At 40.4% G+C, this 24,013-nt stretch carries 27 protein-coding genes, 3 tRNA genes and 1 pseudogene; 12 read left to right on the top strand and 19 right to left on the bottom strand.

The window, feature by feature from the left end; genetic code table 11:
• The first annotated feature begins 20 nt into the window (after positions 1–20).
• Entirely contained in the window at positions 21–971 is a 951-nt protein-coding gene (locus V7P40_RS01055) for a bifunctional phosphoglucose/phosphomannose isomerase (RefSeq protein ID WP_333784112.1), read from the top strand.
• A complete protein-coding gene (locus tag V7P40_RS01050; RefSeq protein WP_333784111.1) occupies positions 968–1,885 on the top strand; it encodes a TerC family protein in 918 nt (305 codons plus the stop codon). The genes V7P40_RS01055 and V7P40_RS01050 overlap by 4 nt, the downstream gene beginning before the upstream one ends.
• Here the strand turns inward: V7P40_RS01050 and V7P40_RS01045 are convergent.
• The 5 genes from V7P40_RS01045 to V7P40_RS01025 all read right to left on the bottom strand — a co-directional run bounded on the left by V7P40_RS01045 (position 1,860) and on the right by V7P40_RS01025 (position 4,678).
• Positions 1,860–3,083, bottom strand: a complete 1,224-nt coding sequence (locus V7P40_RS01045; RefSeq protein WP_333784110.1) for a hemolysin family protein — start codon at positions 3,081–3,083, stop codon at positions 1,860–1,862. The genes V7P40_RS01050 and V7P40_RS01045 overlap by 26 nt on opposite strands.
• The gene (prmC, locus tag V7P40_RS01040; RefSeq protein ID WP_333784109.1) at positions 3,071–3,880 is read right to left on the bottom strand and encodes a peptide chain release factor N(5)-glutamine methyltransferase; all 810 of its coding nucleotides are present in this window, start codon (positions 3,878–3,880) and stop codon (positions 3,071–3,073) included. Before prmC ends, V7P40_RS01045 begins: the two co-directional genes overlap by 13 nt.
• Entirely contained in the window at positions 3,786–4,124 is a 339-nt protein-coding gene (gene secG / locus V7P40_RS01035; RefSeq protein WP_333784108.1) for a preprotein translocase subunit SecG, read from the bottom strand. Before secG ends, prmC begins: the two co-directional genes overlap by 95 nt.
• 8 nt (positions 4,125–4,132) lie before the next feature.
• Complete coding sequence (locus tag V7P40_RS01030; protein WP_333784107.1) at positions 4,133–4,591, bottom strand: hypothetical protein; 459 nt, start codon at positions 4,589–4,591, stop codon at positions 4,133–4,135.
• Between the two features lie 15 nt (positions 4,592–4,606).
• Positions 4,607–4,678 (bottom strand) — tRNA-Ala (locus V7P40_RS01025).
• 31 nt (positions 4,679–4,709) lie between these two features.
• Here V7P40_RS01025 and thpR point away from each other — a divergent pair.
• From thpR to bamA, 3 genes are read left to right on the top strand one after another with little or no spacing between them, the layout of a single operon-like run.
• Positions 4,710–5,267: an RNA 2',3'-cyclic phosphodiesterase gene (gene thpR, locus V7P40_RS01020; protein WP_333784106.1), complete on the top strand. Its 558-nt coding sequence runs from the start codon at positions 4,710–4,712 to the stop codon at positions 5,265–5,267.
• Positions 5,260–6,267 (top strand): phosphoribosylformylglycinamidine cyclo-ligase, encoded by a 1,008-nt coding sequence (purM, locus tag V7P40_RS01015; RefSeq protein WP_333784105.1) that lies wholly within the window; start codon positions 5,260–5,262, stop codon positions 6,265–6,267. The genes thpR and purM overlap by 8 nt, the downstream gene beginning before the upstream one ends.
• Positions 6,260–8,584: an outer membrane protein assembly factor BamA gene (gene bamA / locus V7P40_RS01010; RefSeq protein WP_333784104.1), complete on the top strand. Its 2,325-nt coding sequence runs from the start codon at positions 6,260–6,262 to the stop codon at positions 8,582–8,584. Before purM ends, bamA begins: the two co-directional genes overlap by 8 nt.
• A gap of 1 nt (position 8,585) precedes the next feature.
• Here bamA and V7P40_RS01005 read toward each other — a convergent pair whose 3' ends face one another.
• The 4 genes from V7P40_RS01005 to V7P40_RS00990 form a co-directional block, all read right to left on the bottom strand.
• On the bottom strand, positions 8,586–9,020 hold the full coding sequence (locus V7P40_RS01005) for a pyridoxamine 5'-phosphate oxidase family protein (protein ID WP_333784103.1): 435 nt from the start codon (positions 9,018–9,020) through the stop codon (positions 8,586–8,588).
• A 4-nt stretch (positions 9,021–9,024) separates the two neighbouring features.
• Positions 9,025–9,600, bottom strand: coding sequence for a CDP-alcohol phosphatidyltransferase family protein (locus tag V7P40_RS01000; protein WP_333784102.1), 576 nt, complete (start codon positions 9,598–9,600; stop codon positions 9,025–9,027).
• 24 nt (positions 9,601–9,624) lie between these two features.
• On the bottom strand, positions 9,625–10,140 hold the full coding sequence (locus tag V7P40_RS00995; protein WP_333784101.1) for a hypothetical protein: 516 nt from the start codon (positions 10,138–10,140) through the stop codon (positions 9,625–9,627).
• A gap of 64 nt (positions 10,141–10,204) precedes the next feature.
• Positions 10,205–10,292 (bottom strand) — tRNA-Ser (locus tag V7P40_RS00990).
• 70 nt (positions 10,293–10,362) lie between these two features.
• Here V7P40_RS00990 and V7P40_RS00985 point away from each other — a divergent pair.
• Positions 10,363–10,791 (top strand): Fur family transcriptional regulator, encoded by a 429-nt coding sequence (locus V7P40_RS00985; RefSeq protein ID WP_333784100.1) that lies wholly within the window; start codon positions 10,363–10,365, stop codon positions 10,789–10,791.
• Positions 10,773–11,009: a 4a-hydroxytetrahydrobiopterin dehydratase gene (locus V7P40_RS00980; protein WP_333784099.1), complete on the top strand. Its 237-nt coding sequence runs from the start codon at positions 10,773–10,775 to the stop codon at positions 11,007–11,009. Before V7P40_RS00985 ends, V7P40_RS00980 begins: the two co-directional genes overlap by 19 nt.
• 52 nt (positions 11,010–11,061) lie before the next feature.
• Here V7P40_RS00980 and V7P40_RS00975 read toward each other — a convergent pair whose 3' ends face one another.
• Positions 11,062–11,709: a class I SAM-dependent methyltransferase gene (locus V7P40_RS00975; protein WP_333784098.1), complete on the bottom strand. Its 648-nt coding sequence runs from the start codon at positions 11,707–11,709 to the stop codon at positions 11,062–11,064.
• A 22-nt stretch (positions 11,710–11,731) separates the two neighbouring features.
• On the opposite strand from V7P40_RS00975, the gene V7P40_RS00970 reads away from it, so the two are divergent.
• Positions 11,732–11,809: transfer RNA gene (locus V7P40_RS00970), tRNA-Asp, on the top strand.
• Position 11,810: 1 nt separating this feature from the next.
• Here V7P40_RS00970 and V7P40_RS00965 read toward each other — a convergent pair.
• The 7 genes and pseudogenes from V7P40_RS00965 to V7P40_RS00935 all read right to left on the bottom strand — a co-directional run bounded on the left by V7P40_RS00965 (position 11,811) and on the right by V7P40_RS00935 (position 15,332).
• Positions 11,811–12,035, bottom strand: coding sequence for a DUF2905 domain-containing protein (locus tag V7P40_RS00965; RefSeq protein ID WP_333784097.1), 225 nt, complete (start codon positions 12,033–12,035; stop codon positions 11,811–11,813).
• Positions 12,035–13,065 (bottom strand): annotated as a pseudogene (gene flhB / locus V7P40_RS00960) (flagellar biosynthesis protein FlhB). The gene V7P40_RS00965 and the pseudogene flhB overlap by 1 nt, the downstream one beginning before the upstream one ends.
• Positions 13,066–13,071: 6 nt before the next feature.
• On the bottom strand, positions 13,072–13,833 hold the full coding sequence (gene fliR / locus V7P40_RS00955; RefSeq protein ID WP_333784096.1) for a flagellar biosynthetic protein FliR: 762 nt from the start codon (positions 13,831–13,833) through the stop codon (positions 13,072–13,074).
• On the bottom strand, positions 13,830–14,099 hold the full coding sequence (gene fliQ / locus V7P40_RS00950; RefSeq protein ID WP_333784095.1) for a flagellar biosynthesis protein FliQ: 270 nt from the start codon (positions 14,097–14,099) through the stop codon (positions 13,830–13,832). The genes fliR and fliQ overlap by 4 nt, the downstream gene beginning before the upstream one ends.
• Positions 14,096–14,842, bottom strand: coding sequence for a flagellar type III secretion system pore protein FliP (gene fliP / locus V7P40_RS00945; protein ID WP_333784094.1), 747 nt, complete (start codon positions 14,840–14,842; stop codon positions 14,096–14,098). The genes fliQ and fliP overlap by 4 nt, the downstream gene beginning before the upstream one ends.
• A complete protein-coding gene (locus V7P40_RS00940) occupies positions 14,811–15,077 on the bottom strand; it encodes a hypothetical protein (protein WP_333784093.1) in 267 nt (88 codons plus the stop codon). Before V7P40_RS00940 ends, fliP begins: the two co-directional genes overlap by 32 nt.
• A 21-nt stretch (positions 15,078–15,098) precedes the next feature.
• Entirely contained in the window at positions 15,099–15,332 is a 234-nt protein-coding gene (locus V7P40_RS00935) for a flagellar basal body-associated FliL family protein (RefSeq protein WP_333784092.1), read from the bottom strand.
• A 201-nt stretch (positions 15,333–15,533) separates the two neighbouring features.
• Between V7P40_RS00935 and V7P40_RS00930 the strand changes: the two genes are divergently transcribed.
• Genes V7P40_RS00930 through V7P40_RS00920 form a run of 3 tightly spaced genes read left to right on the top strand, consistent with a single transcriptional unit; the run spans position 15,534 to position 18,882 of the window.
• A complete protein-coding gene (locus V7P40_RS00930) occupies positions 15,534–16,856 on the top strand; it encodes a TldD/PmbA family protein (RefSeq protein ID WP_333784091.1) in 1,323 nt (440 codons plus the stop codon).
• Between the two features lie 2 nt (positions 16,857–16,858).
• Positions 16,859–17,479: a hypothetical protein gene (locus tag V7P40_RS00925; protein ID WP_333784090.1), complete on the top strand. Its 621-nt coding sequence runs from the start codon at positions 16,859–16,861 to the stop codon at positions 17,477–17,479.
• The gene (locus V7P40_RS00920) at positions 17,476–18,882 is read left to right on the top strand and encodes a hypothetical protein (RefSeq protein WP_333784089.1); all 1,407 of its coding nucleotides are present in this window, start codon (positions 17,476–17,478) and stop codon (positions 18,880–18,882) included. The genes V7P40_RS00925 and V7P40_RS00920 overlap by 4 nt, the downstream gene beginning before the upstream one ends.
• Here V7P40_RS00920 and V7P40_RS00915 read toward each other — a convergent pair.
• Positions 18,875–20,614, bottom strand: a complete 1,740-nt coding sequence (locus tag V7P40_RS00915) for an ABC transporter substrate-binding protein (protein ID WP_333784088.1) — start codon at positions 20,612–20,614, stop codon at positions 18,875–18,877. The genes V7P40_RS00920 and V7P40_RS00915 overlap by 8 nt on opposite strands.
• Positions 20,611–21,747: a 1-deoxy-D-xylulose-5-phosphate reductoisomerase gene (gene dxr, locus V7P40_RS00910; protein WP_333784087.1), complete on the bottom strand. Its 1,137-nt coding sequence runs from the start codon at positions 21,745–21,747 to the stop codon at positions 20,611–20,613. Before dxr ends, V7P40_RS00915 begins: the two co-directional genes overlap by 4 nt.
• Positions 21,748–21,875: 128 nt before the next feature.
• On the opposite strand from dxr, the gene V7P40_RS00905 reads away from it, so the two are divergent.
• Positions 21,876–23,975, top strand: a complete 2,100-nt coding sequence (locus tag V7P40_RS00905; RefSeq protein WP_333784086.1) for a TonB-dependent receptor — start codon at positions 21,876–21,878, stop codon at positions 23,973–23,975.
• The last annotated feature ends 38 nt before the right edge of the window (positions 23,976–24,013 follow it).

Genomic DNA, 24,013 nt, shown 5'->3' with positions numbered 1-24,013 from the left:
AATAAAAGGGGAGGTGTTTTATGAAAGCAAAAGAGTGGCTGAACGCAATGCCAAGTCAGTTTGGCACATACGATGTGGATGTTATATCCGTAGAGGATTACAAAGGTATTGTCTTTTCTGGTATGGGGGGGTCTGGAATAGTGGGGGACGTGCTAAAGCTCTTGTTGGAAAGGAGAGGGACAGAGGTTCCCGTCGTTTCACTTCACGGCTATGAGCTTCCACCTTATGCAAAACAAGATTGGCTTTTGGTGGCGGTAAGCTACAGTGGAAACACAGAAGAGACTATAAGCACTGTGCAAGAGGCTATGCAAAGAAGACTAAACATAATATGCGTCAGCTCTGGGGGAAAACTAGAAGAGATAGCGGATAAGGAAGGGTTTAGGTTCGTCTCTGTGCCACCTGGCTATGCGCCGCGTTATGCCTTTGGTTTTATGCTTTCTGCAGTTATGAGTCTTTTTGGTTTTGGTAGAAGTTTGGAAAAGATAAGGAAGAACTTGGATGAGAATAAAGAAGAGATAAAGGAAACCGCTTACAACATAGCGCAGGTTTTGCAGAACTACATTCCCATAGTTTACGGCACACCTCTAACGGAGCCCATCGCCTTTAGATGGAAGACTCAGATAAACGAAAACTCAAAGACCCTCTGTTATACCGCAGTCCTTCCAGAGCTTCATCACAACGAAGTGGTAGGTTTAGATAATCCCATTGCCAGAAACCTGTGCCATTTTATAATACTCCATGATCCAGAGGACCATCCAAGGGTTATAAAGAGGGTAGAGATAACGGAGAAGATCTTTAAAGAGCTTGGTTTATCTCCGGTAGTTCTGCGAGGAAAAGGTGAAAGTTTGGAAGAAAGGCTTATGTATCTTGCCTATTTGGAAGATTGGGTAAGCTTTTATCTGGCTGATATATACGGATACGACCCCCTACCAGTTAAAATAATAGACCGTATAAAGGAAAGCCTTAAATGATTGAGTTGGGTTGGATTATATTCGGATTTGTTGTTTTGCTTGCTCTGTTTTTAGATCTTTTTGTCTTTCATAAAAACCCACACAAAATTTCCATAAAAGAGTCCCTGCTACTTTCTGCCTTCTGGATAGGTGTGGGATTGGCTTTTTCTGTGTATGTGTATTACTACAAAGGCCCCCAAAGCTTCTTGGAATACATTACTGGCTACTCTTTGGAGAAAGCCTTAAGCTTAGACAACATATTTGTTTTCATACTGATCTTTTCTTACTTTAAAGTTCCCGAAGAGTTCAGGCACAAGGTGCTCTTTTGGGGTGTGCTTGGGGCCATAATCTTCAGAGCCATTTTTATATTTGCAGGCATAGAGCTAATAAAACTTTTTCACTGGGTAATATACGTCTTTGGTATAATCCTAATTGCTTCTGCAGTGAAGCTCTTGATAACTGAGGAGAAGGAGTTTCATCCGGAGGAAACTGTAGTCTACAAGCTGGCAAAGAGGATAATACCTCTAAGTCCAAATTACAGCGATGGAAGGTTTTTTATCAAAGAAAAGGGAAAAGTGTATTCCACTCCCCTTTTCTTATCCCTTCTTTTTGTAGAAAGCTCAGACATTATGTTTGCAATAGACTCAGTGCCGGCTATCCTGGCCATTTCAAAGGATCCATTTATAGTATACACATCTAACATCTTTGCCATACTGGGACTTAGGTCTCTATACTTTGCTGCCTCTGCCATACTTCCCCTTTTTCACTTTCTACACTACGGGCTTTCCTTTATCCTTGGCTTTATAGGCGTGAAAATGCTTATATCGGACTTTTACAAAATACCTGTGTTTGTTTCTTTGCTTTTATTATTCAGCGCAGTGTTCTTGTCTGTTGTTGCGTCCCTTTTGGTTAAGAAGAAACCTTCTCAACCATAACCTTTTGCACTCTCTTTCCGTTAGATTGAACCACTTTAAACCTAACCTGGCCTATGCTGATAGATTCTCCTTTGCTTGGAACTCTTTTTAGTTGGTATGCAATCAGTCCTGCTACAGTACTGTAAGGACCTTCAGGAAGGGGTGCAGACAAAAGACGCTCCAAATCTTCTATTTGCAGCCTTCCATCCACTATCCACTTATCCTTTTCTATCTCTTTAACCCTGTCCTCTTGAAGCTCTTCAGTACCCAAACCGCCCATAAAGAACGCAGATATATCATCAACAGTAATTATGCCTAAAACAACTCCCAGCTCATCCACTACTATTCCCAAACCTTCCTTTGCTTTCGTAAAGGTTTTCAAAGCATGCTCCACAGAAGCAAACTCTGGAAACACCGCCACAGGTCTTATAAACTCTCTTATGCTTAATCCCTTTCCGTATACCGGAACTAAATCGAAAAGATCCACGTAACCTATTATGTCATCTACCCTACTTCTGTATACGGGTAGCCTTTTGTAGCCGCTCTTTTTTATCTCAGCTACAGCCTGCTCGACTGTAAGGTTTTCGTTTATCATAACTACCTCGTGGATAGGTCTTAGCACTTCAGAAAGAAGAGTATCCTTTGCAGAAAGGAGCTTAACTACTAATTGAATTTCCTCTTCTTTTGAAAGGTCTTCAATCATAGACAAAAGGTCTTTACGGGAAATGTTCTCCTTTGATAGTTTCTCCAGTTTTTTGCTTATGTATTTACTTACAACTCTAACGATCTTAAGAATGGGCAATAAAACTTTTTTTAGTTTGCTCAGCATCCACACGCTGGGGATGAGTACTCTATCCGCATGCTTATGAAAGAGACTCTTAGGTATAAACTCTCCAAACATAAGGGTGAAGATCACAAGAGTGGCAGAAAAAAGCACCTCAAGCCCTGAAAGAAATTCAAAGCGCTTTGCCAAGTTTAATACTATAAGAGTGTATAGAGTAGAAGCAAAAACTATGCTGATCGTGTATCCAAGCATAGTAAGGGTTATGTAATCCTCTGGGTTATCGTAAAAATCCTTTAAAAACTCATACTTTGTCTTTCTGTAAAGAGCCAACACTTTACTTCTGTCGGTTTTTACAAGAGCTATTTCAGAGCCCGCAAAAAGCCCCTCCAGTATTATGAAAAACACCACACTGGTTATTAGTCCTAACACCTCCATCCTATCACTACCCTATCTTGACCAGTATAGTCTTTAAAGATCTTAAGCTGAAAATCTTTAAAGATTTCCTCAATCACAGCCCCTTGATCGTGCCCTATCTCCAAGGCAAAAAAACCATTTTCTTTCAGATGATCCCCCACCTCCTTTGAAAACCTCTCGTAGAATTCCCAACCTTTTTCGCCCCCTATTAGGGAAGTCTTTCCTTCAAGTTTTAAAGCCTTCGGAAAGCTTTCCCAATAGCGCTCTGGTATGTAAGGTGGATTTGAAACGATAAAGTCAAACTTCATACTTTTTACTGGTTCAAAATCCTTCCCCTCAAGCAGTTTAAGCCTGTGGGAAACTCCGTGAATTTGTGCATTTAACTGGGAAATCTCCAAAGCATCTGGGTTTATGTCTGTGCCATACATAAAAAGCTTCTCCCTTTCCAAAAGCAAGGTAATAGCTATACATCCACTACCTACGCCGATCTCTAAGCCTATGTATTTTTTGTTTTTGTCTAAGAGTTCTAAAGTTTTCTCTACCAGAAGCTCCGTTTCTGGCCTCGGGATTAGGACGCCCTCTTTAAGTTTAAAAGTCCTGCCGTAAAAGTCCCATTCCCCAAGTAGATACTGTAAAGGATAACCTTCTTCTAACTTGCTTAAGCTTTTCCAATATTCTTCCAGAGAATTTTCTGAAACTTCTTGATCCATCCTTAAATAAAGTTCAGGGGGTTTTACCTTCAGAAGGTGTGCCAGAAGGAGTTGCCTGTCCCTTTGGGGAACTTTGCTGGGTGTTAGTAGTAGGTCTTTTACTTTCATCTTCCAAAAGGGACCCCTTTTTTGAAGGATGAAATAGCCCAATCAACAACGCTAAACCCATAAGGATAAAACCGAGCCAGTAGGTAGCCTTTGTGAGTATGGTATCCACACCGCCAGGACCAAACACACCCTGTCCCATACCGCCAAAGGCGCTTCCCACATCCCCCCTACCCCTCTGCATCAAAACGACCAAGATAAGTAGCACTGCGACTAATATAAATAGCGCAAGCAACAAATAGTACATGTCTAAAATTATACACCTTTGCTTACCTTAGCCCAAAGTTGGACAAAACCATCTTTAAGTTTGTATCTACTTAGAATGATCCTTTCTCTGAACTGTTTGGGAACTTTCAGATACTCCTCTGTGTTTTTTATGGCCTCAAAAAGGTTTATAAATACGTGATCCCCTTCTTGTGAGAACCCGCCTTTTTCAAGAACTTCCTTCAAGTTTTTGTCAGTAGCCACCAAAAGTCCTATGCTTCTTTCGTTAGACGTGTTCCTCACAGCCTTGGGATCCTCTCTAAAAAGCACCTGAACATCTTTGGAAAATATCAGCCCTTTCTTTTTAAATCCTACCCTCATTAAACCTTCTGCCAATTCAAAGCTTAAACCTTTTACTGTAGAACTCAAAAGCGGAGCGGGCACCTTTATCTCAAACTCTACATCTATAAGATTGCCAAGGTTTAGTAAGTCTTCTGAAAATATGCCCATAGGATTAAATATAAGTGGAGACGAGGGGATTTGAACCCCCGACCTCCTGCTTGCGATGCAGGCGCTCTCCCGCTGAGCTACGTCCCCAGCAATAAAATAGTATAATAGTAAGCCGGCTGTGGTTAGAATCTTTGTAGGCTTTTTTACTACTAAGGCCATTCAGGAGCATGTGGAGAAAATAAAGGAGCAAGCGGATGACTTTATAAAGGGCAAGTGGGTAGAGCCTCAGAATTATCACATGACTTTTCACTTCATAGGAGAGGTGCCAGAGGAAAAGGTCATGGATATAATAAAGGGTGTTCAGGAAGTGTCCCAGAGGCACAAGGAAATAAAGATAAAGTATAAGTCCTTGGGGGTGTTTCCGGATTTAGATAGAGCAAGGGTGCTTTGGATTGGAGTCTCAGAAGGTGAAAACGGACTAAAAGCCTTAGCAAAAGATGTTTACCATACTAATCGAAAGCTCGGTATAAAAACCGATAGCAAACCCTTCCATCCCCACTTAACCATCTGCAGAATGAAGGAGTACGACAAGAAAAAACTGAAAGCTCTTTTGAAAAAATACGAAAATACAAACTTTGGCGAGGATGTTGTGGATAGAATATCCATCATAAGAAGTTCCTTAACTTCTGTAGGGCCTATATACTCTGTGTTGGAGGAGTTTTACCTAAATGCATAGACTAACATACAAACAGGCTGGTGTGGATATAGAAAAGGCAGATAGTTTTGTAGAGTTTATAAAAAACAAAACGAAAGAGCTTAAATCCCAAGCTATCCTCTTTGGCAGTTTTGCCAGTGGTGTTTTGCTTGAAGGATACAAAAAGCCCGTGATTATGATGACTACCGATGGTGTGGGAACTAAGCTAAAAGTTGCCCAACAGATGAACGTCCATCACACCGTGGGCATAGACCTTGTGGCAATGAACGTAAACGACCTTATAACCTCCGGCGCAAAACCGTTAGGATTTATGGACTACATAGCTACAGGGAAGTTGGATCTGGACGTGCTAAAAAAAGTTATAGAAGGTATAATAGAAGGGTGCAGGCTTTCTGAAATGCCCCTTGTGGGAGGAGAGACCGCAGAGATGCCCGGTTTTTACCCAGAGGGAGTTTATGACCTTGCGGGCTTTTGTGTAGGAGTATGCGAAGAGGATAGACTGATAACAGGAAAGGATATAAAACCGGGGGATGTTTTAATTGGACTGCCTTCCTCTGGCTTTCACAGCAACGGATACTCCCTTTTGAGAAAGGTCTTGGAACTAAAAAGGATTGATTATGAGACGTATTTAGAAGAGTTTAACAAAACGGTGGGAGAGGTCCTCCTTGAGCCCACGCGTATATACTGGAAAGAAGTTAAAACTTTGCTTGAGAAAGGCATTCAAATAAAGGGGATGGCTCACATAACCGGCGGTGGAATACCTGGCAATGTAGTTAGAGTCCTCCCGGAGGGAACAAAGGCGGTTGTAGAAGAAAAAAACATCCCAATAAATCCTATCTTTCAGTGGATCCAAAAACTTGGTAATATAGAAAAACAAGAAATGTTTAGGGTGTTTAACATGGGAGTTGGTTTCGTTCTTATCAGTGATCAGATGAACGCTGAGAAGGTTCTATCTGAAATACCCGATGCCTTTATTTTGGGTTTTGTAAAATCTGGAGAAAGGAGAGTAGAGATTGCGTAAGGTAGCATTAGCACTTTTACTTAGCTTTGGATGGCTTTATGCACAGACGATAGAAAGGATAGAGATAGAAGGGGCCAAGTATGTACCAGAAGAGATCATAAGGGGCTTGATCAGAATCAAAGAAGGCTTTTCCTACGATCCGTCAGCCATAAGGGAAGATATAAGGCGTCTTTACAGAACTGGCTTCTTTGATAGCATAGAGGTGGAGGAAGAGAGGGTTGGAGACAAGGTGATCCTCGTTTATAAGGTAAAGGATCTGCCAGTGATATACAAGATAGAATTTGTGGGCAACAGAAAGATAAAGGCGGACGAGTTGGAAAAAAGGATAGGAATAGAGACTGAGGTTGGAAAGATAGACATAGAAGAGCTAACAAGAGACTACACTTCTTCACCTGCCATAGAAGAAAAGGTTGAAGTGCAAAGGAGGTTAAAGCTTGGGAGAGTATTAAGCAGAGAGGAGATGGAAATCGTAAAGAGTAGAATAGTCCAAGCTTATGAGAAGGAAGGATATACAAATGTGCAGGTCTCTTATGAGCTTGTGCCAAAGAAAGGTGCATCAAAGCTGGTTTATAAAATAGTGGAGGGAGAGCCAGAATACGTAAGCGATATTGAAATAAAAGGAAACAAAAGCTTTAAAAAGAGTAAGCTATTGGGTATCATGCAGACAAAGCCACCAAGTCTTTTGGCCTTTAGGCTAAAACCACCATTCAGTGAAGAAATCTTGAAAGAGGACATCAGAAAAATTGAAGAATTCTACAGATCTGAGGGTTTTTTGGAAGTGCAAACTTCTTACGAAATAAAAAAGGAGAACAACAAATACAAAGTGGTAATACAGATAACAGAAGGGAAAAGATACAAGCTAAAGGGAATAAAAATAGAGGGAAATACTTATTTTTCTGAAAGAGAACTTTTAGGGAATGCCTTGAAAAAAAATAAAGGTAGTTTTTACAGAAACGCTGTAATAGATAGTGTGCTTAAAAACATAAAGACTAAGTACTCGCAGATAGGCTTTTTGAACGTTAGCTCTGATAAACAAGAGCAGATAGATAATGAAAAAGGGGAAGTGCTTGTCCTTATAAGGATTTACGAAGGGGAACCTGTGTATGCGAGGAGGATAGAAGTAAAGGGCAACTACGAAACAAGGGATTACGTAATCAGAAGGGAGCTAAAAGTCCAAGAGGGAGACCTTATAAACCAAAGAGAGCTGGAAAGGTCAAGAACGAGAATATTCAACTTAGGATACTATCAGGACGTGGAAATAGACCTATCTCCATCCGAAAAGAATAGGTGGGACATAGAAGCAAAAATAAGGGAAAGGTTTACTGGACAGTTTTCCGTAGGGCTTGGATACAATCAAGTGAGTGGAGTATCTGGATTTTTGTCTCTCCGAAAGGGCAACTTCTTGGGCACGGGCGACATTGCGGGATTTTCTATGTCTTTTGGAGGTAAAATAAAGGACAATTCCCTTTCCTACACCAGAAAGTGGTTTTTAAACCAACCACTAGACTTAAGTGGTTCTTTATACGACAGAAGGTTGGAATACACTACCTATACCGTTTCAAGGACAGGCTTAGACTTGATACTTTCAAGGGAGTTTAGAGAGTACTGGAGGATAAGCGGGGGAATTAGCGCACAGGTTGTGAAATATTCTGATATTTCTCCTAATGCATCGCCCATAATACGTCAAGAGGAAGGCACAAGACAGTCCCGCAAGCTAATTTTTGGCCTTTCAAGAGATACAAGGGATAATTATCTTTTCCCAACAAAAGGCTCACTAACAGAGATTGGATACACAATTGCCTTACCCTTTGCAGGAGGCACGGAAAGATTTAACAAGATAACCCTATCCCATCAAACCTTCCTCCAAGACACTCTCTTTGATACAGGTCTTGTTTTCAACTTCAGAGGTTCCTTAGGTATGGTTGAACCTTACGGAGGAAAAACCATACCCTTGGATGAGCGGTTCTTTGTGGGCGGAGACTTCACAATCAGGGGTTACAAATACGGATACGCTGGTCCCTTGGACCCAAACACCTTGGAGCCGATAGGATCAAAGAAACAGTTTCTACTGTCCGTAGAAGCAAACTATCCCTTGTATAAAAACATACTCTACGGTTCTGTGTTTTACGATACGGGTCTTGGATTTAATGAATTAAAGGAACTAAAGGCCGAAAACTTGAGAGGTGGATACGGCATAGGTATAAGATTCATAACTCCTTTTGCTCCGATTAAGCTTGATTGGGCTTTTAAGACAAAGAGAGTGCCTGGGGACACATCCAAAAGCAGAATACACTTTGTTTTAGGCGTTTTCTTCTAGACTATTTCCTCAAAGCAGATAAAACCAGCTCATCCAGTTCTGAAGCTTTTACCAAATCGCCTGTATGAGCAAAGGGTATAGGTCCAGTTACCGTTCCACCTGGAAACAGGGTATCCTCTACTCTCTCTAAGGATAGTTCAAAAACCGAAACAGGGAACTTTACCTCCTCTATTCTCTCCAATACTATCTTTGCCCTTCCGTATAGGGCAAGGGCCATGTTTGTGTTAAAGACCATCAAAGAAGCCCTTCCCGTTTCCAGTATGTTTTTTGCACTCTTTGCATTTGAGCTTAGGGCAAATCTTAAAGTTCTGTCGTCTACAGGATGGACCCAGGTGATAAACACAAGATGTATATTCCCATCTTTATCTACAGTGCTAAGAACCGCCGGAAAAACTCCGAGATTTTTCATAGTATCTATCAGTTCCCTTGATATCATTGCTTTACCTCCTTGAGATTTTCATAAAAGTATAAACCCTTTGAAACAAAGTTATTGAAGAGCCTATGACAAGCACCACCAAGGTTAAGTAGATTTCTTCAAAAAGAATGCCAATTAGAAGAACTATCCACCTTTCAGTCCTTTCAAAAAGTCCCACTTTCAGCTCGTAGCCTAAGCCCTCAGCCCTTGCTCTTGCGTAGCTCACACCGAAAGAAAGAAGTATTGCCATAATTGAAAGGAAGGTCAAAATTCTATCCTGTGAGGAAAGAGCTATGGCTACGAAAGGTATAGCGTCAGAAAATCTGTCCGTCAAAGAATCAATAAAGGCACCAAAGGAACTATCGTTTTGTCCCCTTCTTGCTACCGCACCATCCAAAGCATCACAGAGGGCACCAATCAATAAGAAAAAAAAACTTAGAAGGTGACTTTCCAAAAACAGCAGGTAAGAGCCAACGCATACAAAGACTAAACCTAAAACGGTTAATAGGTTGGGATGGACCTTAAGCTTTGCTATTGTGTCTATAAGTGGTGCAAGTCCCTTTTCAAAGTAAGGTTTTAGTTCCCTTGTTAAATAGCTCATGATCGAGATTGTTCGAAAAATCCCTCATTGGGGCGTCCCCCCAACCTCTAAGGGAACTAACCTGCTCCTTACTCTGTCCCACGCCCCTTCCACCAATAAAGACTTCAGAGGAGAAAGGTCCCTTGGCAAAATCTCTCCAAGAACAGGGAAGAGGAAGGCCACCTTCAGAACTTGCCAAGCACTTTGAGAGACTTTTTTAGTCTTTCCCTGCTTGGGAACGCTTGAATCGGCTCCTGCATAAACAAATTCTCTTTTGCCTGTTGTGATCCTTAGGTGAAGTTGTCTTTCTTTGCTTTTCTTGTTTCTGTTTTTACAAAGCTTTTCAGAAATGGTTTTACTACCAAACACAACGTCTATGTATTTGGTAGGCAGGTCAGGAAACAGTTGTCTTAGCTTTTGGTAGATTTGGCTATGGGAGTTTTTGGTTTTTAGCAGTTTATAAGCAGACCTTATGGCAGATGATTGCTTACGCATTAATTCTAAAAGCTTTTTTCTGTCGGAACTGTCCAACTGAAGTTTAAACTGCAAGCTTACATACATCAGCTTTTATTATAACCATTTTGAAGGATTTTTAGAACATCCTCGCTCATGATCGGACTTTCCACGGCGAGGGAGGGATTCGAACCCCCGGTGGGCTGCAAACCCACAGCGATTTTCGAGACCGCCCCGTTCGACCACTCCGGCACCTCGCCTACGGCAATAATTATAACCTAAGAAAGTTGCAAATTATTCTTAAATGGTTTATATTATTGGTTTGCCACGATGTTAGATTACAAGGAAAGATTGGAAGAGTTTGTTAGGGCTTGTAAGAAAAAGGGATTAAAGATAACTCCCCAAAGATTGGCAGTTTACGAAATTCTCCTAAAGAGGGAAGACCATCCTACCGTAGAGGAAATATACGAAGAAGTTAAAGAAATTTACCCCTTTGTTTCTTTGGCTACGGTTTATAGGACGGTGGAAACTTTGGAAGAGATGGGCTTTATAAGGAAAGTAGCCTACTGGGGAAATTCGGTAAGATACGATGCGAACATTCAGGAACACGATCATCTTGTATGTATCCTCTGCGGGTCCATAACTGATCTGAAAATAGATGTAGGTTGTGAAGTGCCCCAAGAAGTGAATGGCTTTAAAGTTCTGTCCCATTCACTTTACATGTATGGGGTGTGCCCCCTATGTCAGAAGAAGGATTGAGGCACTACAACCCTGAAGAGGTCCTTGAAAAAATAAAGGAAGAAATTCCCCAATGGTTATATAAAGATGGTTGCATTGTTAGAGAGATAAACACCAAAAACTGGAAGGAAACTGTAATGCTTTTCAACGCTATAGCCTATCTTGCAGAGAGCTTGTGGCATCATCCTGATGTAGAACTTGGCTTTAAAAGGCTGAGGATAAAGCTAAAGACCCATTAGGCGGATGCTATCACAGAAAAGGACTTTAAACTTGCAAACTTGATTGAAAAGCTTATAAGCTTAACTTTCTAGCTTTTATGCAGAAAAAGCCTCCCTCTTTCCAAAAACCTTCCCTGATTTCTTGATTTTTCAAGGGTTCTTGGTCTTGGGGTTCCTCAAAGAGTGTGGTGTATATTTTTTCAATTCTGAAGTGGGTCTGGTTTAGCATGTAGGAGAGTTCTCCAAAGGAGTAAAACCTTGCATGGGAGTAAATGGGATGTCCTTTCTTTGCCTTTTCTCTGTAAAAGTTCGCCCAAGGGCTTTCTGAGAGAACAAGCCCAAGCACCAAGCCCCCATCCCTTTTTAAAACCCTCCTAGCTTCTTCAAAGGCACTTAAAGGCTTTTGAAAAAAGCATACAGAAACTACCATGAGAACCAAGTCAAAGCTTGATTCCTTGAAGGGCAAAGCCTCTGCCCTTCCGAGAATCCCAACAACGCCCCTTCGCTTTGCCAACCTTAGAAGCTCTATTGAAGGGTCCAAGCCATAGGGAATCCCAAGGGCCTTGGCAAACCTACCACTTCCTACCCCCACCTCAAGGGATGAGGAAAAAGGATCTAAAACTCTCTCAAGACAAGATACCTCAAGCCTAAAGGCACTGTTTCCGAAGGGTTTTTCATACCAAAGATCGTAGTTCTTAGCGTATTGGTCGAACACTTCCATCTGTGTTATAATATAGATTTGAGGAGCCGTAGTTCAGCCAGGTCAGAACGCCGGCCTGTCAAGCCGGAGGTCGCGGGTTCAAGTCCCGTCGGCTCCGCCACCTATTTTTTAAGCAACCAAAACACAAGGTTTAGGATAAGGGTAAGTAAGACACTTATTATCAAAGATGTAACTATAGGAAAATAAAACGTAAAGCCATCCTTCTTAAACACTATATCTCCCGGCAGCTTTCCAAAGCCAAAGGGCACTTTTTCAAACAGTATAAGGATTCCCCCAAAGATTATCAAAAAAATTCCCAACATAATGAGAATTTTTCCCATTTCCATCAGGCCACTATCCTTTTCCTGCGAGCCATTACGAAAGCTATTATCTCCGCTACAGCTCTGTAAAACTTAGGAGGGATCTCTTCACCAACTTCTACTACAGGGTATAGGGCTCTTGCCAAGGCTTCCCTCCTTACCACAACCACACCGTTTATCATGGCAATTTCTACTATTTTTTCCGCTATCTGTCCTTTACCTTTAGCCACTACAACGGGAGCTTTGTCTCCCTTTTCTGGACTGTAGCGCAAAGCTATAGCTATGTGTGTAGGGTTGGTTATTACCACGCTTGCCTTTGGCACCTCTTGCAGCATTCTTCCTTTGGATAGTTGTCTCATTCTCTTTCTTATCGCACTCTTTATCATGGGATGACCTTCATGCTGTTTATACTCTTCCTTGACCTCATCTTCCTTTCATAATCCCAACGCTTGTATGCATAATCTAAAAAAGCTATAAAAAGAGCAACCACACCTATGAAAATTATTAACTTGAAGGTAAAAATAAGAAAATTTTTTATACTAAGGGATAGGTCGCTGGAATAAATTCCCATAAGTTCTCCCATTTCAGATCTGAAGAAAAAATAAGAAACCAAGATTAGAAGAAAGACCTTTAGACTGTTTTTTGTAAGCTCAAAAAGAGTGGTGAGAGAAAAGATTCTTTTAATGCCTTCAAAAGGATTTAGCCTTTCAAGTTTTGGCTGGATAGGTTTTAATGTAAAAATAAAACCGAATTGGGCTACATGGGTTAAGAAAACCACAAGTATGGTTAAAACAAAAAAAGGAAATATGAAAGGTATTACCTCTTCCTTAAAATGAGCAAACACGATAGAAGCATCCGCAAGTGGGTTGGAAGATACACTCCAAAAGAGCCTGAGGGTCTTCTCAAAAATAGTGTAACCTATAAAGAAAATAACTATTGTCCCCACTAAAATAGTGCTTGCTATAGCTATTTCTACACTCTTAGCTATGTTTCCCTCCTCTCTTAACTTCTTCCTCCGATACGGAGTAGCTCTCTCCGTTTTATTCTCTTCCGGCATACTTATCTAACCTCCAGCTACTTTAATAAACTCTATCATATACTCTTTCAGATGACTGGACAAGAGGTAGGATAAGAGAGGGAAAAGAACTACAAGTAATAAAAAGCCCAAAAATATTTGCAAAGGTAAACCCACTATAAACACATTTACTTGGGGAATAAACCTATTGACCACAGCAAGCACCAAATTTAGTAAAAGCATGCTTAAAACTATGGGAAGGGACAACCACACTCCCAAGTTAAAGCTTTCATAAAATAAGCTTAGAAAAGTTTCTAAGTTCACAGAGTAAAGATCAAAACCACCTAACGGCACTTTTTTTAGACTGCTGACCAAAGCCAGAAAGACCATCTCTGGACCACCAATGGCAAGAAAAAGGGAAGTAAAGAATAGCATGAAAAAGACAGACATAACAGAGGTTTGAGGCTGTTGTGGCAAAAAAAGTGTGGCTATAGCTATACCCATGTTTACGCTTATTACCTCCCCTGCTATCATCACTGCGTCAAAAATGAACCTGAGGAAGAGACCACTGAAAAATCCAAACAGAAACTCCTTCAACACGGAAAAATAAAAATGTCCTATAGTTGGAAAATCTAAAGGTTTTATATCCGCATACATAAAAAGTGTTAGGGAAAGGGCTGTGGCTAAAAAAACTTTGAACGTATTGGGAAGGAGTTCCCTTCCAAAAAAGGGAACGACTAAAAGGAAAGATAGGATCCTCACATGTAGCAAAAAAAGAGTTAGAAGGCTATTCAGATCAAAGATTATCATTTCAGCCAAACGGGGATGTTTATGATAAGCTCCTTGGTAAAATCTAAGAGTTTATTCAACATCCATGCACCAAGGACAAGAATTGTAACGTAAGCTGCTATTAGCTTTGGAATATAACTAAGGGTCATCTCTTGTATTTGGGTAGCCGATTGCAATATGCTAACGATTAAGCCTACTAAAAAGGTTGCAATTAGTACAAGAGCAGCCAGTATAAAAGCCATCTCTAACATTCTCTGTCCCATAGACAGAATAAGCTCAGGGCTCATTGGTAGCTCCTTACTAGAGAAAGTATAACAAGTTCCCAACCATTGGCCAGGACAAAGAGCATGAGCTTAAAGGGTAAGTATATGATCTGGGGCGGAATCATGAGAATACCCATGGATATAAGGACGGAGGCTACTACAAGGTCTATTATGAGAAAAGGTAAATAAAGCAGGAACACTATCTGAAAGGCAACACTTATTTCGCTTATCATAAAGGCAGGTATTAGCACACTTAGGGGTATATCCTGGTAAGACTTGATACTCTTCTTTTCTTCTTCCTTCATATCAGACACATCCAGTAGAACCTTGATGCTTTCTTTTTTGGTATGCTTAGCCATGAACTCCTTCAGGATTAGCGAGGTTCTCTCAAAGAAGACTTGATCAGTTATCTCATTTCTTAACAGTGGCTGTAAAGCCTCCTGGTTGATACTTTCAAACACAGGTTTCATAACAAAGAAGGTTAAAAATAGAGCAAGGGAAACTATCACTTGGTTTGGGGGGACTGTGGGAACACCCAAGGCTTGTCTTATCAAAGAGAGAACTATCACTATCCTTATAAAGGAGGTAGTCATTATAAGAATGGAAGGAGCAAGGGAAAGAATAGTCAAAAGGATTAAAAGTCTTATGGATGTATCCAACTGTCCAGTGCCAACCTTTATTTCAATATTTGGCAGAAGCTGATTCTGAGCGTAGCTCACTTCCCATAGTAAAAGGCTAATTATCAATGCTATCCCTGTGTATAACATCAGCACCTCTTTCAGTAATAAGAATGACCATATAAATTCCCTTTATCTCTAATTCCACTATAAAAGTACCCCTTAGAAGTGGTAAGATGTTTATGATCTTTACATTACCTTTTGACCCCCCCTTCAGGCTAAACCTAACCAGCATGGGCTGAATATAAGGTATGACTATGAGTATGAGAACTATCACTATTGCCAGCGACAGGAAAACTTTTAAGAGGCTATAAAAAAAGTCCATCACGAAGTTTGAACCACAAACTCAGTAAAGTATATGTTCCTGATACCACAGAGATTCTCTGCCTTCTGGAGTTTTGACAAAATCAGAGGTCTTACTACTTATCACGTCAATTATGGCATCCTTAATAATAGGCAGCCTCTTATCTACTTCTTGCCTTACCTTTTCGTTGGACAACTCTAAAGTTATTGCTACTCTCGCATAAGCGTCCGTGTTGGCATCCGCCAGATTTACTGTAAATACGCCCAAGTCAAACATAACACCAATCTGAGCTAAACTTACCTTATCTTCCTTCTCTTGGTTGGTTTTCTTTAACAGAAATACTTAAGCCCCACCACCAGCGCCAACCAAGAGTAACACAAAAACTGGCAGGATAAACAGAATCTTCTTCCTACCTCTTTTCTTTTCTTCTACTTTTTCTTCAGTCATCAGAAATCTATTATAAAATCTTTTCTATCCATGGAAAATTTAAGAAAGTGGGTAGAGGCAGCTCTAAAGGATGGATACGATTATGAGGTGTATTTAGAAAGCACAGAAAAGCTGTTGGTTGAAACTTCAAATGAACAACAGGAAAATCTTTCCAAGTCAAAAGAGTTGGGTTTAGGCATTAGAGTTCTAAAGGATTTCAAACAGGGCTTTGCCTATACGACAGAAATATCTCAGGATTCTGTAATAAAATGTGTAAAAAGGGCAATAGAATCTTTGGAGCTTACTCCAGAGGATAGAGGTTTTGTATTAAACAAAAATCCAGTTCAGGGTGAGCTAAAAGCGGCTTACGATAGTGAGGGTACCTCTATAAGTTTAGAAGACAGAATAGAAATACTGATAAATCTTGAAAAGCTCGTTAAAAAGTTTGATAATAGGATTGTTGGTTCAAGAAAAAGCAGTCTAAAGGAGCTGAAAGTGGAAGTCTACTGCTTGAATTCTTACGGTCTTGAATACAGTTACAAAACCACCTATTTTTCGTGCTTCACGTCCGCCTTGGCTGTAGAGAATGGAGAGGAAGCAATTTCTTACGAATACAGAGCTGGAAGGTTCATAAAAGACATAGACTTTGAAGAAATGGCAAAAGATGTTTCCTTCAAGGCAACCGCTCAACTTGGAGCGTCCTCTTACGAAACAAAGGTAATCCCTGTGATATTCTTTAGAGACTCGGCTGCTTTACTCTTGGAAGCTTTCAGCCCTATGTTTCTTGGGGATTCATTGGTAAAGGATAAGACTATGCTCAAAGGTAAAGAGAACACACCAGTAGGAAGCTCAGTGCTAACGATAATAGACGACGGCACGTTAGAGCATGGTTTAGGTTCATTAGAGATAGATGCGGAAGGTATTCTTTCCAAAAAGAATGTGATTATAGAAAAAGGTATCTTTAAAAGATTTTTGCATAGTTTATATACTGCTGTTAAGTGCGACACTGAACCTACGGGAAATTCTGTAAGGAACAGTTTTAAAAGCTTGCCCACCTCTGGAATAAGAAACCTGTACATAGAAAAGGGACCATACTCATTAGAAGATCTGCTTAACATATACGATGAGACCTTTTTTGTATTAGACCTTATGGGGTTGCATACGGTTGATCCAATCTCTGGAGACTTTTCCTTAGGAGCATCAGGTATAATTTTAAAGAAAGGTAGAAAGGAAAAAGCGGTGAAAGGGGTAGTTATTGGAGGGAATGTAAAGGATTTATGGGGTAAGTTGGTTGGGGTAGGGGAAGATCTTAGAATGTATGGGCATGTGGGCTCGCCCTCTCTACTGATTGAAAGTATAACCGTCGGAAGCTAAAAATGAGAAACCTCATATCTTTGGCATTTATGCTTCTAGGCTTTATCCTCTTTGGATGGGGTATTTATGCATCTTTTGAAATATACTCCACAAAAAAACAGGAAAAGATGAACGCAAATTTTGCAACTTTCTTTCTATCTACGTTAAAGAACGAAAAGATCAAAAAATTGGATTATCCCGATCAAGGATTTTTTATTTTTAAATCTTCTGAAGGTAAAGTATCAGTAACTGATGAAATTCTATTAATACCTATGGATGGAAGCGCATATATATCCTATTCTAAAAAAGATCCCTCCAATACTGAAGTGTATATTTATGTGAAAAAGTACAGTTTCACAGAATATGTAGAAGAATTAATGAAAAATCCAACTATTTTAGGTATAGCCCTATCGGGAATAATATTCTTCCTTATAGGTGTTTTTTATATGCTCCTTCAAAAACCATTTTACCAGGCAAAAGAAGTGATGAGCCAGAAAGGGAAGGAACTTCCATCGAACTTAGAAAACAAGTTGAAAGCCCTTAGGTTGGCTCTTGCCACTCACAAGATAATACCCCAAGAGAGTAGCAACGAGGCAAAAAAAATACTTGATGATATACTTAAAGAAATGGAGGGAAGGAAATGAAAATCTTGATCGTATCCTTTGATAAAAACCTGATAAAGCAACTAAAAGAAGTATTAAAAGACTACGAAGTAGTAGACGTCAAAAACGGCGAAGAAGCGCTCAACCTTGCTACCCAGCACTTTGATATAGTAATCTACGATGCTATATCTGGAGCTATTTCTGAAGAAGACATAAATAATATGTATGAGGAGAGATTTAGGGATGCAAAATTTATAGTGCTTATAGATGATCTATTCCCTATAAATGAAAGAAATCTTAAACCTCATAAGAAACTATTAATGAAAAGAGATAACTCAGTGCAAGAAATATTGGATGCTATTGAGAAGCCCTTGGGAGAAAGTATGGAACTACCTCCAACTATGCCCTCTGAGTTTGAGATCGAAAGTACTTCGCTGACAGAAGAGGGAATACAAAAAATTGTGCAAGAAGCGTATCCCGAAGAGGTAAAAATTCCTGAATTAGAAAGCGAACATCTCTCGTTGGAACAATTACTACCTCAAGAAGGAACTGTTATATCAAATAAGAAGGTAGCTATAGTTTCTTTTGATGGCACGTTTATTGATAGCATTGTATCCTTCCTTCCTAAGGACGTGGAAGTATACCCCGTAAGATCTTTCAGAAATTTAGAAGATGTCTTAAAAGATCAAGATTTAGTTGTGCTTGATGCCATATCTGGACTCGCTGCTAAAAAGCGTTTGATGGAATTATCAAAGGATCCAATTGTATCTTCAAAGCCGTTCATCATAGTAATAGATGAACTGTTTAGCATAGAAGTAGAAGACATCCCACTCGCTAAAAAATATGCAACCTATAGGGCAGATAGCCCAGAAAAAATAGCTGAAAAAATAATGGAAATACTAACGTCAGAGGAAACAAAGACAGTAGTTAATGAAGGTATAGGACCCATGCAGATTCTTGAGAAGGTTATGCAAGAAAAAGAAGAGGAAGAACCCTTGGAAAAGCTCTTGGAAGGCATAACCACAATGGAAAGTAAAGAAGAAGCATTGGAGGTTGGAGAAAGCATAAGTCCAGTGGATGAGATCTTTGGGAAAAAAGAAGAATCTTTTCCATTTATCCCCACTGAAGAAGCTCCCCCCTATGAAGAAATAAAAGAAATACAATTGGAAGAGATCTCTTTGGCGGAAGAAAGGGAAAAGGATCACCCAAGTCAAGTGGTCATTCCTGATGAGAAAATAGAAAGGGCAATCTATCAAGCGATAAAAGACATTGGTCCGATCGATGAGATCGTCAGAAAAGCCTTGAAGGAAGCCATAGAGGAAAGCTTCCAAAAAACTCTCAGGGAGGAAATAAGAAAAGCTATAGAATCCATACCATTGGAGAATATGATTAGAGAAGTGACCTATCAGGCTATAAAAGAAAGACTAAGAGAGTTAATTACCTAAAAAACATATACTCTTCTTTGTATTGGCCCCAGACTGTGGGAAAGAAGTTTTCAAACTTATTGCGAACTGAAAGCATGCTTTTGGGAGTGGCCAAGAAAATAAGCGGTTGCTCTTGGGCTATGATTTTGTAAGCTTCCCTGTATAACTCTACTCTCTTTTCACTGTCTATAGTGGAGGATGCTAAGTCAAAAAGCTCATCCACCTTTTTCTCCCAATCGGTGGCAGGGCTCTTCTGTCTTGGGTTCCACATGTGAAGGGTGCCAGAAGAGTGCCATACGTTCCTACCAAAGTGTGGATCCAGAGAACCGGTTAGACCTATTATCACCGCTTCCCACTGATAGGGGGGCGCGGTAAGCCTTTGGACCAAGGCATTAAAATCTATAGATCTGAACAAAACCCTGATGCCTATACTTTCTAAATCTTGCTTTATCATGTTTCCTATAGCTTCTCTTTCTTTGTTGCCTGCGTTGGTAAGAAGAATGATTTCTAAGATGTTTCCGTCCTTGTCTTCCAGCCACCCATCCTTATTTCTATCCTTAAAGCCAATGCTTTCAAGAATCTCCCTTGCTTTTTTTAGGTCGTATGGAATTTCCGGAAAGAGTCCCTCCATATAATAAGGCTTATTGGCTGGTGTTATTGGCCCATAGAGGGGCTGAGCCAAGCCGTTATATACGAGCATACTTATGCCAAACCTATCTATAGCCATGGATATGGCTCTACGAAACTCACGGTTTTTGAACCACTCCAGCTTGTGCTTTGGTATATCTGCCTGTGGATTTTGATTAAAGACAAGGAAGGTAGTAGAAGGAGTGGGTCCAAGGTCAAAGAGTACGGTGTTACTAAGCTTGGATAAAGTCAGTAGATCTGCTGGTCTAACTCCTATATAGTCTACTTTTTTGGTAGAAAACATAAGCAACGCAGTATCTGGGTCCTGGACTATGTATCCTATTCTTTCCTTTATGTATGGTACAGTCTTACCTTCTGGATCCTTTTCGTAGTAATAAGGATTGACGTCGTATTCAACCAGTTGACCCTTTAAGTACCTTTTAATTCTGTACGGTCCTGTTCCTACTATTTCCTCCGGTTTTGTATTTACGTTCCAAGCTTGCATAAAAGTACCTTCTTTGACAAATTTTTCCAGCTTATGCTTGGGAAGAATTGGAGCGGAAAGGATTCCAAGAAAAGGTGCAAAGGGTTTAGAAAGGTTAAACTCAACGGTATATTTGTCTATAAGCCTTACAAAATTTTCCACATCTTTTTCATCTTTCAAAACCCCACTTAACATATCTGCAGTGGAGTTGGGTATGTTTTTGTTAAGGTAGATATCTTTATACGTAAATACCACATCCATTGCGCTAAAATCCACTCCGTCGTTCCATTTGACGTTTCTTTTTAGCCTTATAACATACCTTTTTCCACCATCAAGTATTTCTATACTCTCCGCAAGGTCTGGCTCGTATTCCATGGTTTTTAAGTTTATTTTTGTTAAGCCACTAAACACGTCTGATATAACCGCAGTGGATGTGGTTTCTTGGGCAAGGACTGGGTTAAGGGTTTTGGGATCACCGTTTAGGATAAAGTAAAGGGTTCCTCCTTCTTTGCCCTGTTTTAACTCAAAGCTTGCCGGGTCTGAAGACCTCATGCTTACAGACTGAGCCTTTGGAGAGGATAGCATGTAAAAGGGCAAGAAAGCTAAAAACACGAATAAAACCCCATAAACAAATTCTTTCATGGCGTTTTTTTCAAGACAAGCTCATCCAGTTTTTTGTAGCCCCACTCAACTGCATATTTTATCTCCTCTACAGTTTTGGGATCCTTTAAATCCACACAGGATAACACCTCTCTAACCAAAGGGACAATGCTATCAAAGGTTATCTTTTCTTCTAAAAAAAGCTCCACAGCCCTTTCGTCTGCTCCCAGCAAGACCGGCACATAAACACCACCGACTCTGGCCACCCACTCACAAAGCTCTATTGACATAAACTTTTCTCGGTCTATCCTTTCAAAGGTTATCGGAGAAAGCTCAAAAATATCCACTTGGTTGAAAGGATTGTAAAATCTCTCTGGATAAAACAAGGCGTTTATTAGAGGGATTCTCATGTCCGTTGGAGAAACACAGAAGAAAAAGTTCCCATCTTTTAACTTTACCGCTCCATGCACAAGACTTTGGGGATGTATGACTATTTCTATAAGGTCTGGGTCTATGTTAAATAGCGCTTTTGCTTCCAAAAGCTCAATCCCCTTGTTCATAAGAGTTGCAGAATCTACGGTTATCTTCTTGCCCATCTTCCATCTTGGATGGCAAAGGGCTTGTTCTGGCTTTACCTTTGAAAGTTCTTCTAAAGGTGTGTCCTTGAATGGTCCGCCGGAAGCTGTCAGATAGATTTTAGTTATATCTTCCCTCTTTACCATTGAAAGGAGCTGAAAGGTGGCGTTATGCTCACTATCAACCGGTATTACTTTTTCGGACTTTTCCCTTACCAGATTTTCCAAACAGACTATGGATTCCTTGTTGCTTGCAAGCAGGATTTTATTCTTAGAGAGTGTATAAAAGGTAGGCAAAAGTCCGTCTACTCCTCCCACTGCGTTTAAAATTCTCTCTGACTCCTCTATTACAGCCAAAAGCCCCTCTTCTCCTTTTAAATACTTACACTCTTCTGGTAAGCTTGAAAGCCAATCCTTTGACGGATCTTCGTAGGAAACCACAAACTTTGGCTTGAATTCTATAGCTTGCTTTAAAAGCTTATCAGATGCTCTTTTTGCCACAATGCCTACAAGCTCAAATTCATTTCTGTATGCCCTAACCACATCAAGCGCTTGACTTCCCACCGATCCAGTAGAACCAACTATGCCGAGTTTAATCATCGCCCAAAGTTTTAATAAATTATAAACCTTCCATTAGAAATCAGATTTAATCCGCTTTCCTTTCTTTGTGAATTTTGTGTTAATATTGTTATGTATTTAAGTTATTATTGTGTTAAAGGAGGTTAAACATGAAGGGTAGGAAATTTCTCAAGTTAGCACTGCTGGGTGCTATCTTTAGCCAAGCTTATGCCCAAGAACTTTTGCTGAAAGAGATTGAAGTGAAGGGTAAGAAAGAAAGCTTTGAGGACAGTTTGGAAGTCAGAGAAGTAAGAGAAAGCTCTGCTAAGGATGTGGGAGAGGCGCTGACCAAAATAAGCGGGCTTTCCAAATTCCGCAGAGGTGCAATAGCAAACGATGTTTTGATCAGAGCCTTTCAGAAGGATAACATCAACGTGTTGATTGATGACGCCGAAGTTCATGGGGCTTGTCCCAACAGAATGGACCCTCCAGCCTTCCACGTGGATTTTTCGGAAGTGGAAAAGATAGAAATTATCAAAGGCCCCTTTGATGTAAGACATCAAGGTTCTATGGGTGGGCTCGTGAACATAATCACAAAAAAACCAGATAAGGGCTTTAAGCTAAACCTGAATGCATCCGTAGGCTCTTTTAACTTTATAAATCTCTCTCCTGTAATTTCTTACGCAGACAACAGATTTTACGGTTTGGCTGGATACTCATACAAATACTCAAAACCATACGAAGATGGTGATGGCAAAAAGATCACACAAGTTCATCCTTCAACCAGTCCCAACAGATACAAACCAGAGTTTATAAACTCAAAAGCCTTTGAAATCAACACTTACTGGGCAAAGTTTGGCCTTAAGCCTTTGGAAAATCACGAGTTAGAGCTTGCATACACAAGACAGTCTGCAAAGCATGTGCTCTATCCAGCTCTTATGATGGATGCGGATTATGACGATACAGATAGGTTTAGCTTTAGCTACAAAGTTGGAAAAGTCTCAGACCTGATAAAGTCTTTAAACTTCCATGTCTATTACACAAAGGTGGAGCACTGGATGGACGATAGGTTTAGGGCAAGTTCAGCCAGAGGCTATTCAAAACCTGACCCTTGGGGTATGGCAACTTATGCGGAGACAAAAACCTTAGGCGGGAGAATAGAAGGAGAGATCGGCAACTTCTTGGTTGGTTTTGAAGCCTATAAAAGAAACTGGGATGCAACAAACTACATGTGGCCTACAATGATGGCTTCTGCTCCTAACAGACAATTTATCATCCCAGATGTGGATATAACCAACCTTGGAGTTTTTGGAGAGTATAAAACAAAGCTATCTGACAAACTAAGGCTCAGCGCTGGTCTCAGACTTGATACCACAAAGTCAGAGGCTAACTCTTCTAAAGCAAACACAAACCTATACTTTGCTTACAAAAACACCAGAAGCACATCAAAGACGGATACGTACCCCTCCGGTAATGTGCAGATTTTCTACTCCTTTACTCCAGAGCTTGAGCTGTTTGGCGGTTTAGGGTATGGAGTTAGAGTGCCAGACCAACAGGAGAGGTACTTTGCCTTGAATAGAGCTGCGATGTGCAACGCTACGATGCCTTTCTGCGCTTGGGTAGGAAATCCAGAGCTAAAGCCTTCTAAGAACACAGAGCTGGACTTGGGGTTGAAGTATTCTTCTCAAAGGCTATTGGTAAAAGGAACGGCTTTTTATAGTCTGGTAAAGGATTATATAACTATACACAGACAGAGAAGGCAGAATGGCTCTGATGTAGTACCAGGAGACAGCGCCATGTCTTATGCCAACGTGGATGCGGTCTTTTATGGTTTTGAAGCGGATATAAGGGCTAACTTGTTTGGAAATCTCTTTCTTTTTGGTGGAGTATCCTATGTTGAAGGAAGAAAGGACAGAGACTCAAGGCTTAACATAAACGACAAAGACGTAGCAGAAGTGCCTCCTCTAAAGACAAGGCTGGGACTCAGATACGATACAGGTCTTTGGTTTATGGAAGGGGAAGTGGTAGCAACCGCCACGCAGAACAAAGTAGATTCAGACCTGAAAGAGCAAAAGACTTCCGGTTACGGAGTGTTGAACCTAAAGGCTGGTGTGAATTGGAAGGGCCTTTCTTTAATGGCGGGCGTGGATAATGTCCTTGATAAGAAGTATTACGAGCACACTTCCTTTATTAGACATCCCTTTATGACTGGAGTTAAAGTGCCAGAACCTGGAAGGACTTTCTTCTTAAACGCTTCTTATAGATTCTAACTTATGCACCCCGGGGCTTCCCTCATGCGCTACCCTCC

The organism is Thermocrinis sp. (assembly GCF_036781485.1).
Taxonomy (GTDB): domain Bacteria; phylum Aquificota; class Aquificia; order Aquificales; family Aquificaceae; genus Thermocrinis.
This window is presented reverse-complemented; position numbering and strand designations above follow the sequence as displayed.

What these genes read in the sequence shown, in the direction of transcription:
- V7P40_RS01055 (WP_333784112.1), top strand. Translation starts at nt 21, where the DNA reads ATGAAAGCAAAAGAGTGGCTGAACGCAATGCCAAGTCAGTTTGGCACA.
- V7P40_RS01050 (WP_333784111.1), top strand. Translation starts at nt 968, where the DNA reads ATGATTGAGTTGGGTTGGATTATATTCGGATTTGTTGTTTTGCTTGCT.
- V7P40_RS01045 (WP_333784110.1), bottom strand. Translation starts at nt 3,083, where the DNA reads ATGGAGGTGTTAGGACTAATAACCAGTGTGGTGTTTTTCATAATACTG.
- prmC (WP_333784109.1), bottom strand. Translation starts at nt 3,880, where the DNA reads ATGAAAGTAAAAGACCTACTACTAACACCCAGCAAAGTTCCCCAAAGG.
- secG (WP_333784108.1), bottom strand. Translation starts at nt 4,124, where the DNA reads ATGTACTATTTGTTGCTTGCGCTATTTATATTAGTCGCAGTGCTACTT.
- V7P40_RS01030 (WP_333784107.1), bottom strand. Translation starts at nt 4,591, where the DNA reads ATGGGCATATTTTCAGAAGACTTACTAAACCTTGGCAATCTTATAGAT.
- purM (WP_333784105.1), top strand. Translation starts at nt 5,260, where the DNA reads ATGCATAGACTAACATACAAACAGGCTGGTGTGGATATAGAAAAGGCA.
- V7P40_RS01005 (WP_333784103.1), bottom strand. Translation starts at nt 9,020, where the DNA reads ATGATATCAAGGGAACTGATAGATACTATGAAAAATCTCGGAGTTTTT.
- V7P40_RS01000 (WP_333784102.1), bottom strand. Translation starts at nt 9,600, where the DNA reads ATGAGCTATTTAACAAGGGAACTAAAACCTTACTTTGAAAAGGGACTT.
- V7P40_RS00995 (WP_333784101.1), bottom strand. Translation starts at nt 10,140, where the DNA reads ATGTATGTAAGCTTGCAGTTTAAACTTCAGTTGGACAGTTCCGACAGA.
- V7P40_RS00985 (WP_333784100.1), top strand. Translation starts at nt 10,363, where the DNA reads ATGTTAGATTACAAGGAAAGATTGGAAGAGTTTGTTAGGGCTTGTAAG.
- V7P40_RS00980 (WP_333784099.1), top strand. Translation starts at nt 10,773, where the DNA reads ATGTCAGAAGAAGGATTGAGGCACTACAACCCTGAAGAGGTCCTTGAA.
- V7P40_RS00975 (WP_333784098.1), bottom strand. Translation starts at nt 11,709, where the DNA reads ATGGAAGTGTTCGACCAATACGCTAAGAACTACGATCTTTGGTATGAA.
- V7P40_RS00965 (WP_333784097.1), bottom strand. Translation starts at nt 12,035, where the DNA reads ATGGAAATGGGAAAAATTCTCATTATGTTGGGAATTTTTTTGATAATC.
- fliR (WP_333784096.1), bottom strand. Translation starts at nt 13,833, where the DNA reads ATGATAATCTTTGATCTGAATAGCCTTCTAACTCTTTTTTTGCTACAT.
- fliQ (WP_333784095.1), bottom strand. Translation starts at nt 14,099, where the DNA reads ATGAGCCCTGAGCTTATTCTGTCTATGGGACAGAGAATGTTAGAGATG.
- fliP (WP_333784094.1), bottom strand. Translation starts at nt 14,842, where the DNA reads ATGTTATACACAGGGATAGCATTGATAATTAGCCTTTTACTATGGGAA.
- V7P40_RS00940 (WP_333784093.1), bottom strand. Translation starts at nt 15,077, where the DNA reads ATGGACTTTTTTTATAGCCTCTTAAAAGTTTTCCTGTCGCTGGCAATA.
- V7P40_RS00935 (WP_333784092.1), bottom strand. Translation starts at nt 15,332, where the DNA reads ATGTTTGACTTGGGCGTATTTACAGTAAATCTGGCGGATGCCAACACG.
- V7P40_RS00930 (WP_333784091.1), top strand. Translation starts at nt 15,534, where the DNA reads ATGGAAAATTTAAGAAAGTGGGTAGAGGCAGCTCTAAAGGATGGATAC.
- V7P40_RS00925 (WP_333784090.1), top strand. Translation starts at nt 16,859, where the DNA reads ATGAGAAACCTCATATCTTTGGCATTTATGCTTCTAGGCTTTATCCTC.
- V7P40_RS00920 (WP_333784089.1), top strand. Translation starts at nt 17,476, where the DNA reads ATGAAAATCTTGATCGTATCCTTTGATAAAAACCTGATAAAGCAACTA.
- V7P40_RS00915 (WP_333784088.1), bottom strand. Translation starts at nt 20,614, where the DNA reads ATGAAAGAATTTGTTTATGGGGTTTTATTCGTGTTTTTAGCTTTCTTG.
- dxr (WP_333784087.1), bottom strand. Translation starts at nt 21,747, where the DNA reads ATGATTAAACTCGGCATAGTTGGTTCTACTGGATCGGTGGGAAGTCAA.
- V7P40_RS00905 (WP_333784086.1), top strand. Translation starts at nt 21,876, where the DNA reads ATGAAGGGTAGGAAATTTCTCAAGTTAGCACTGCTGGGTGCTATCTTT.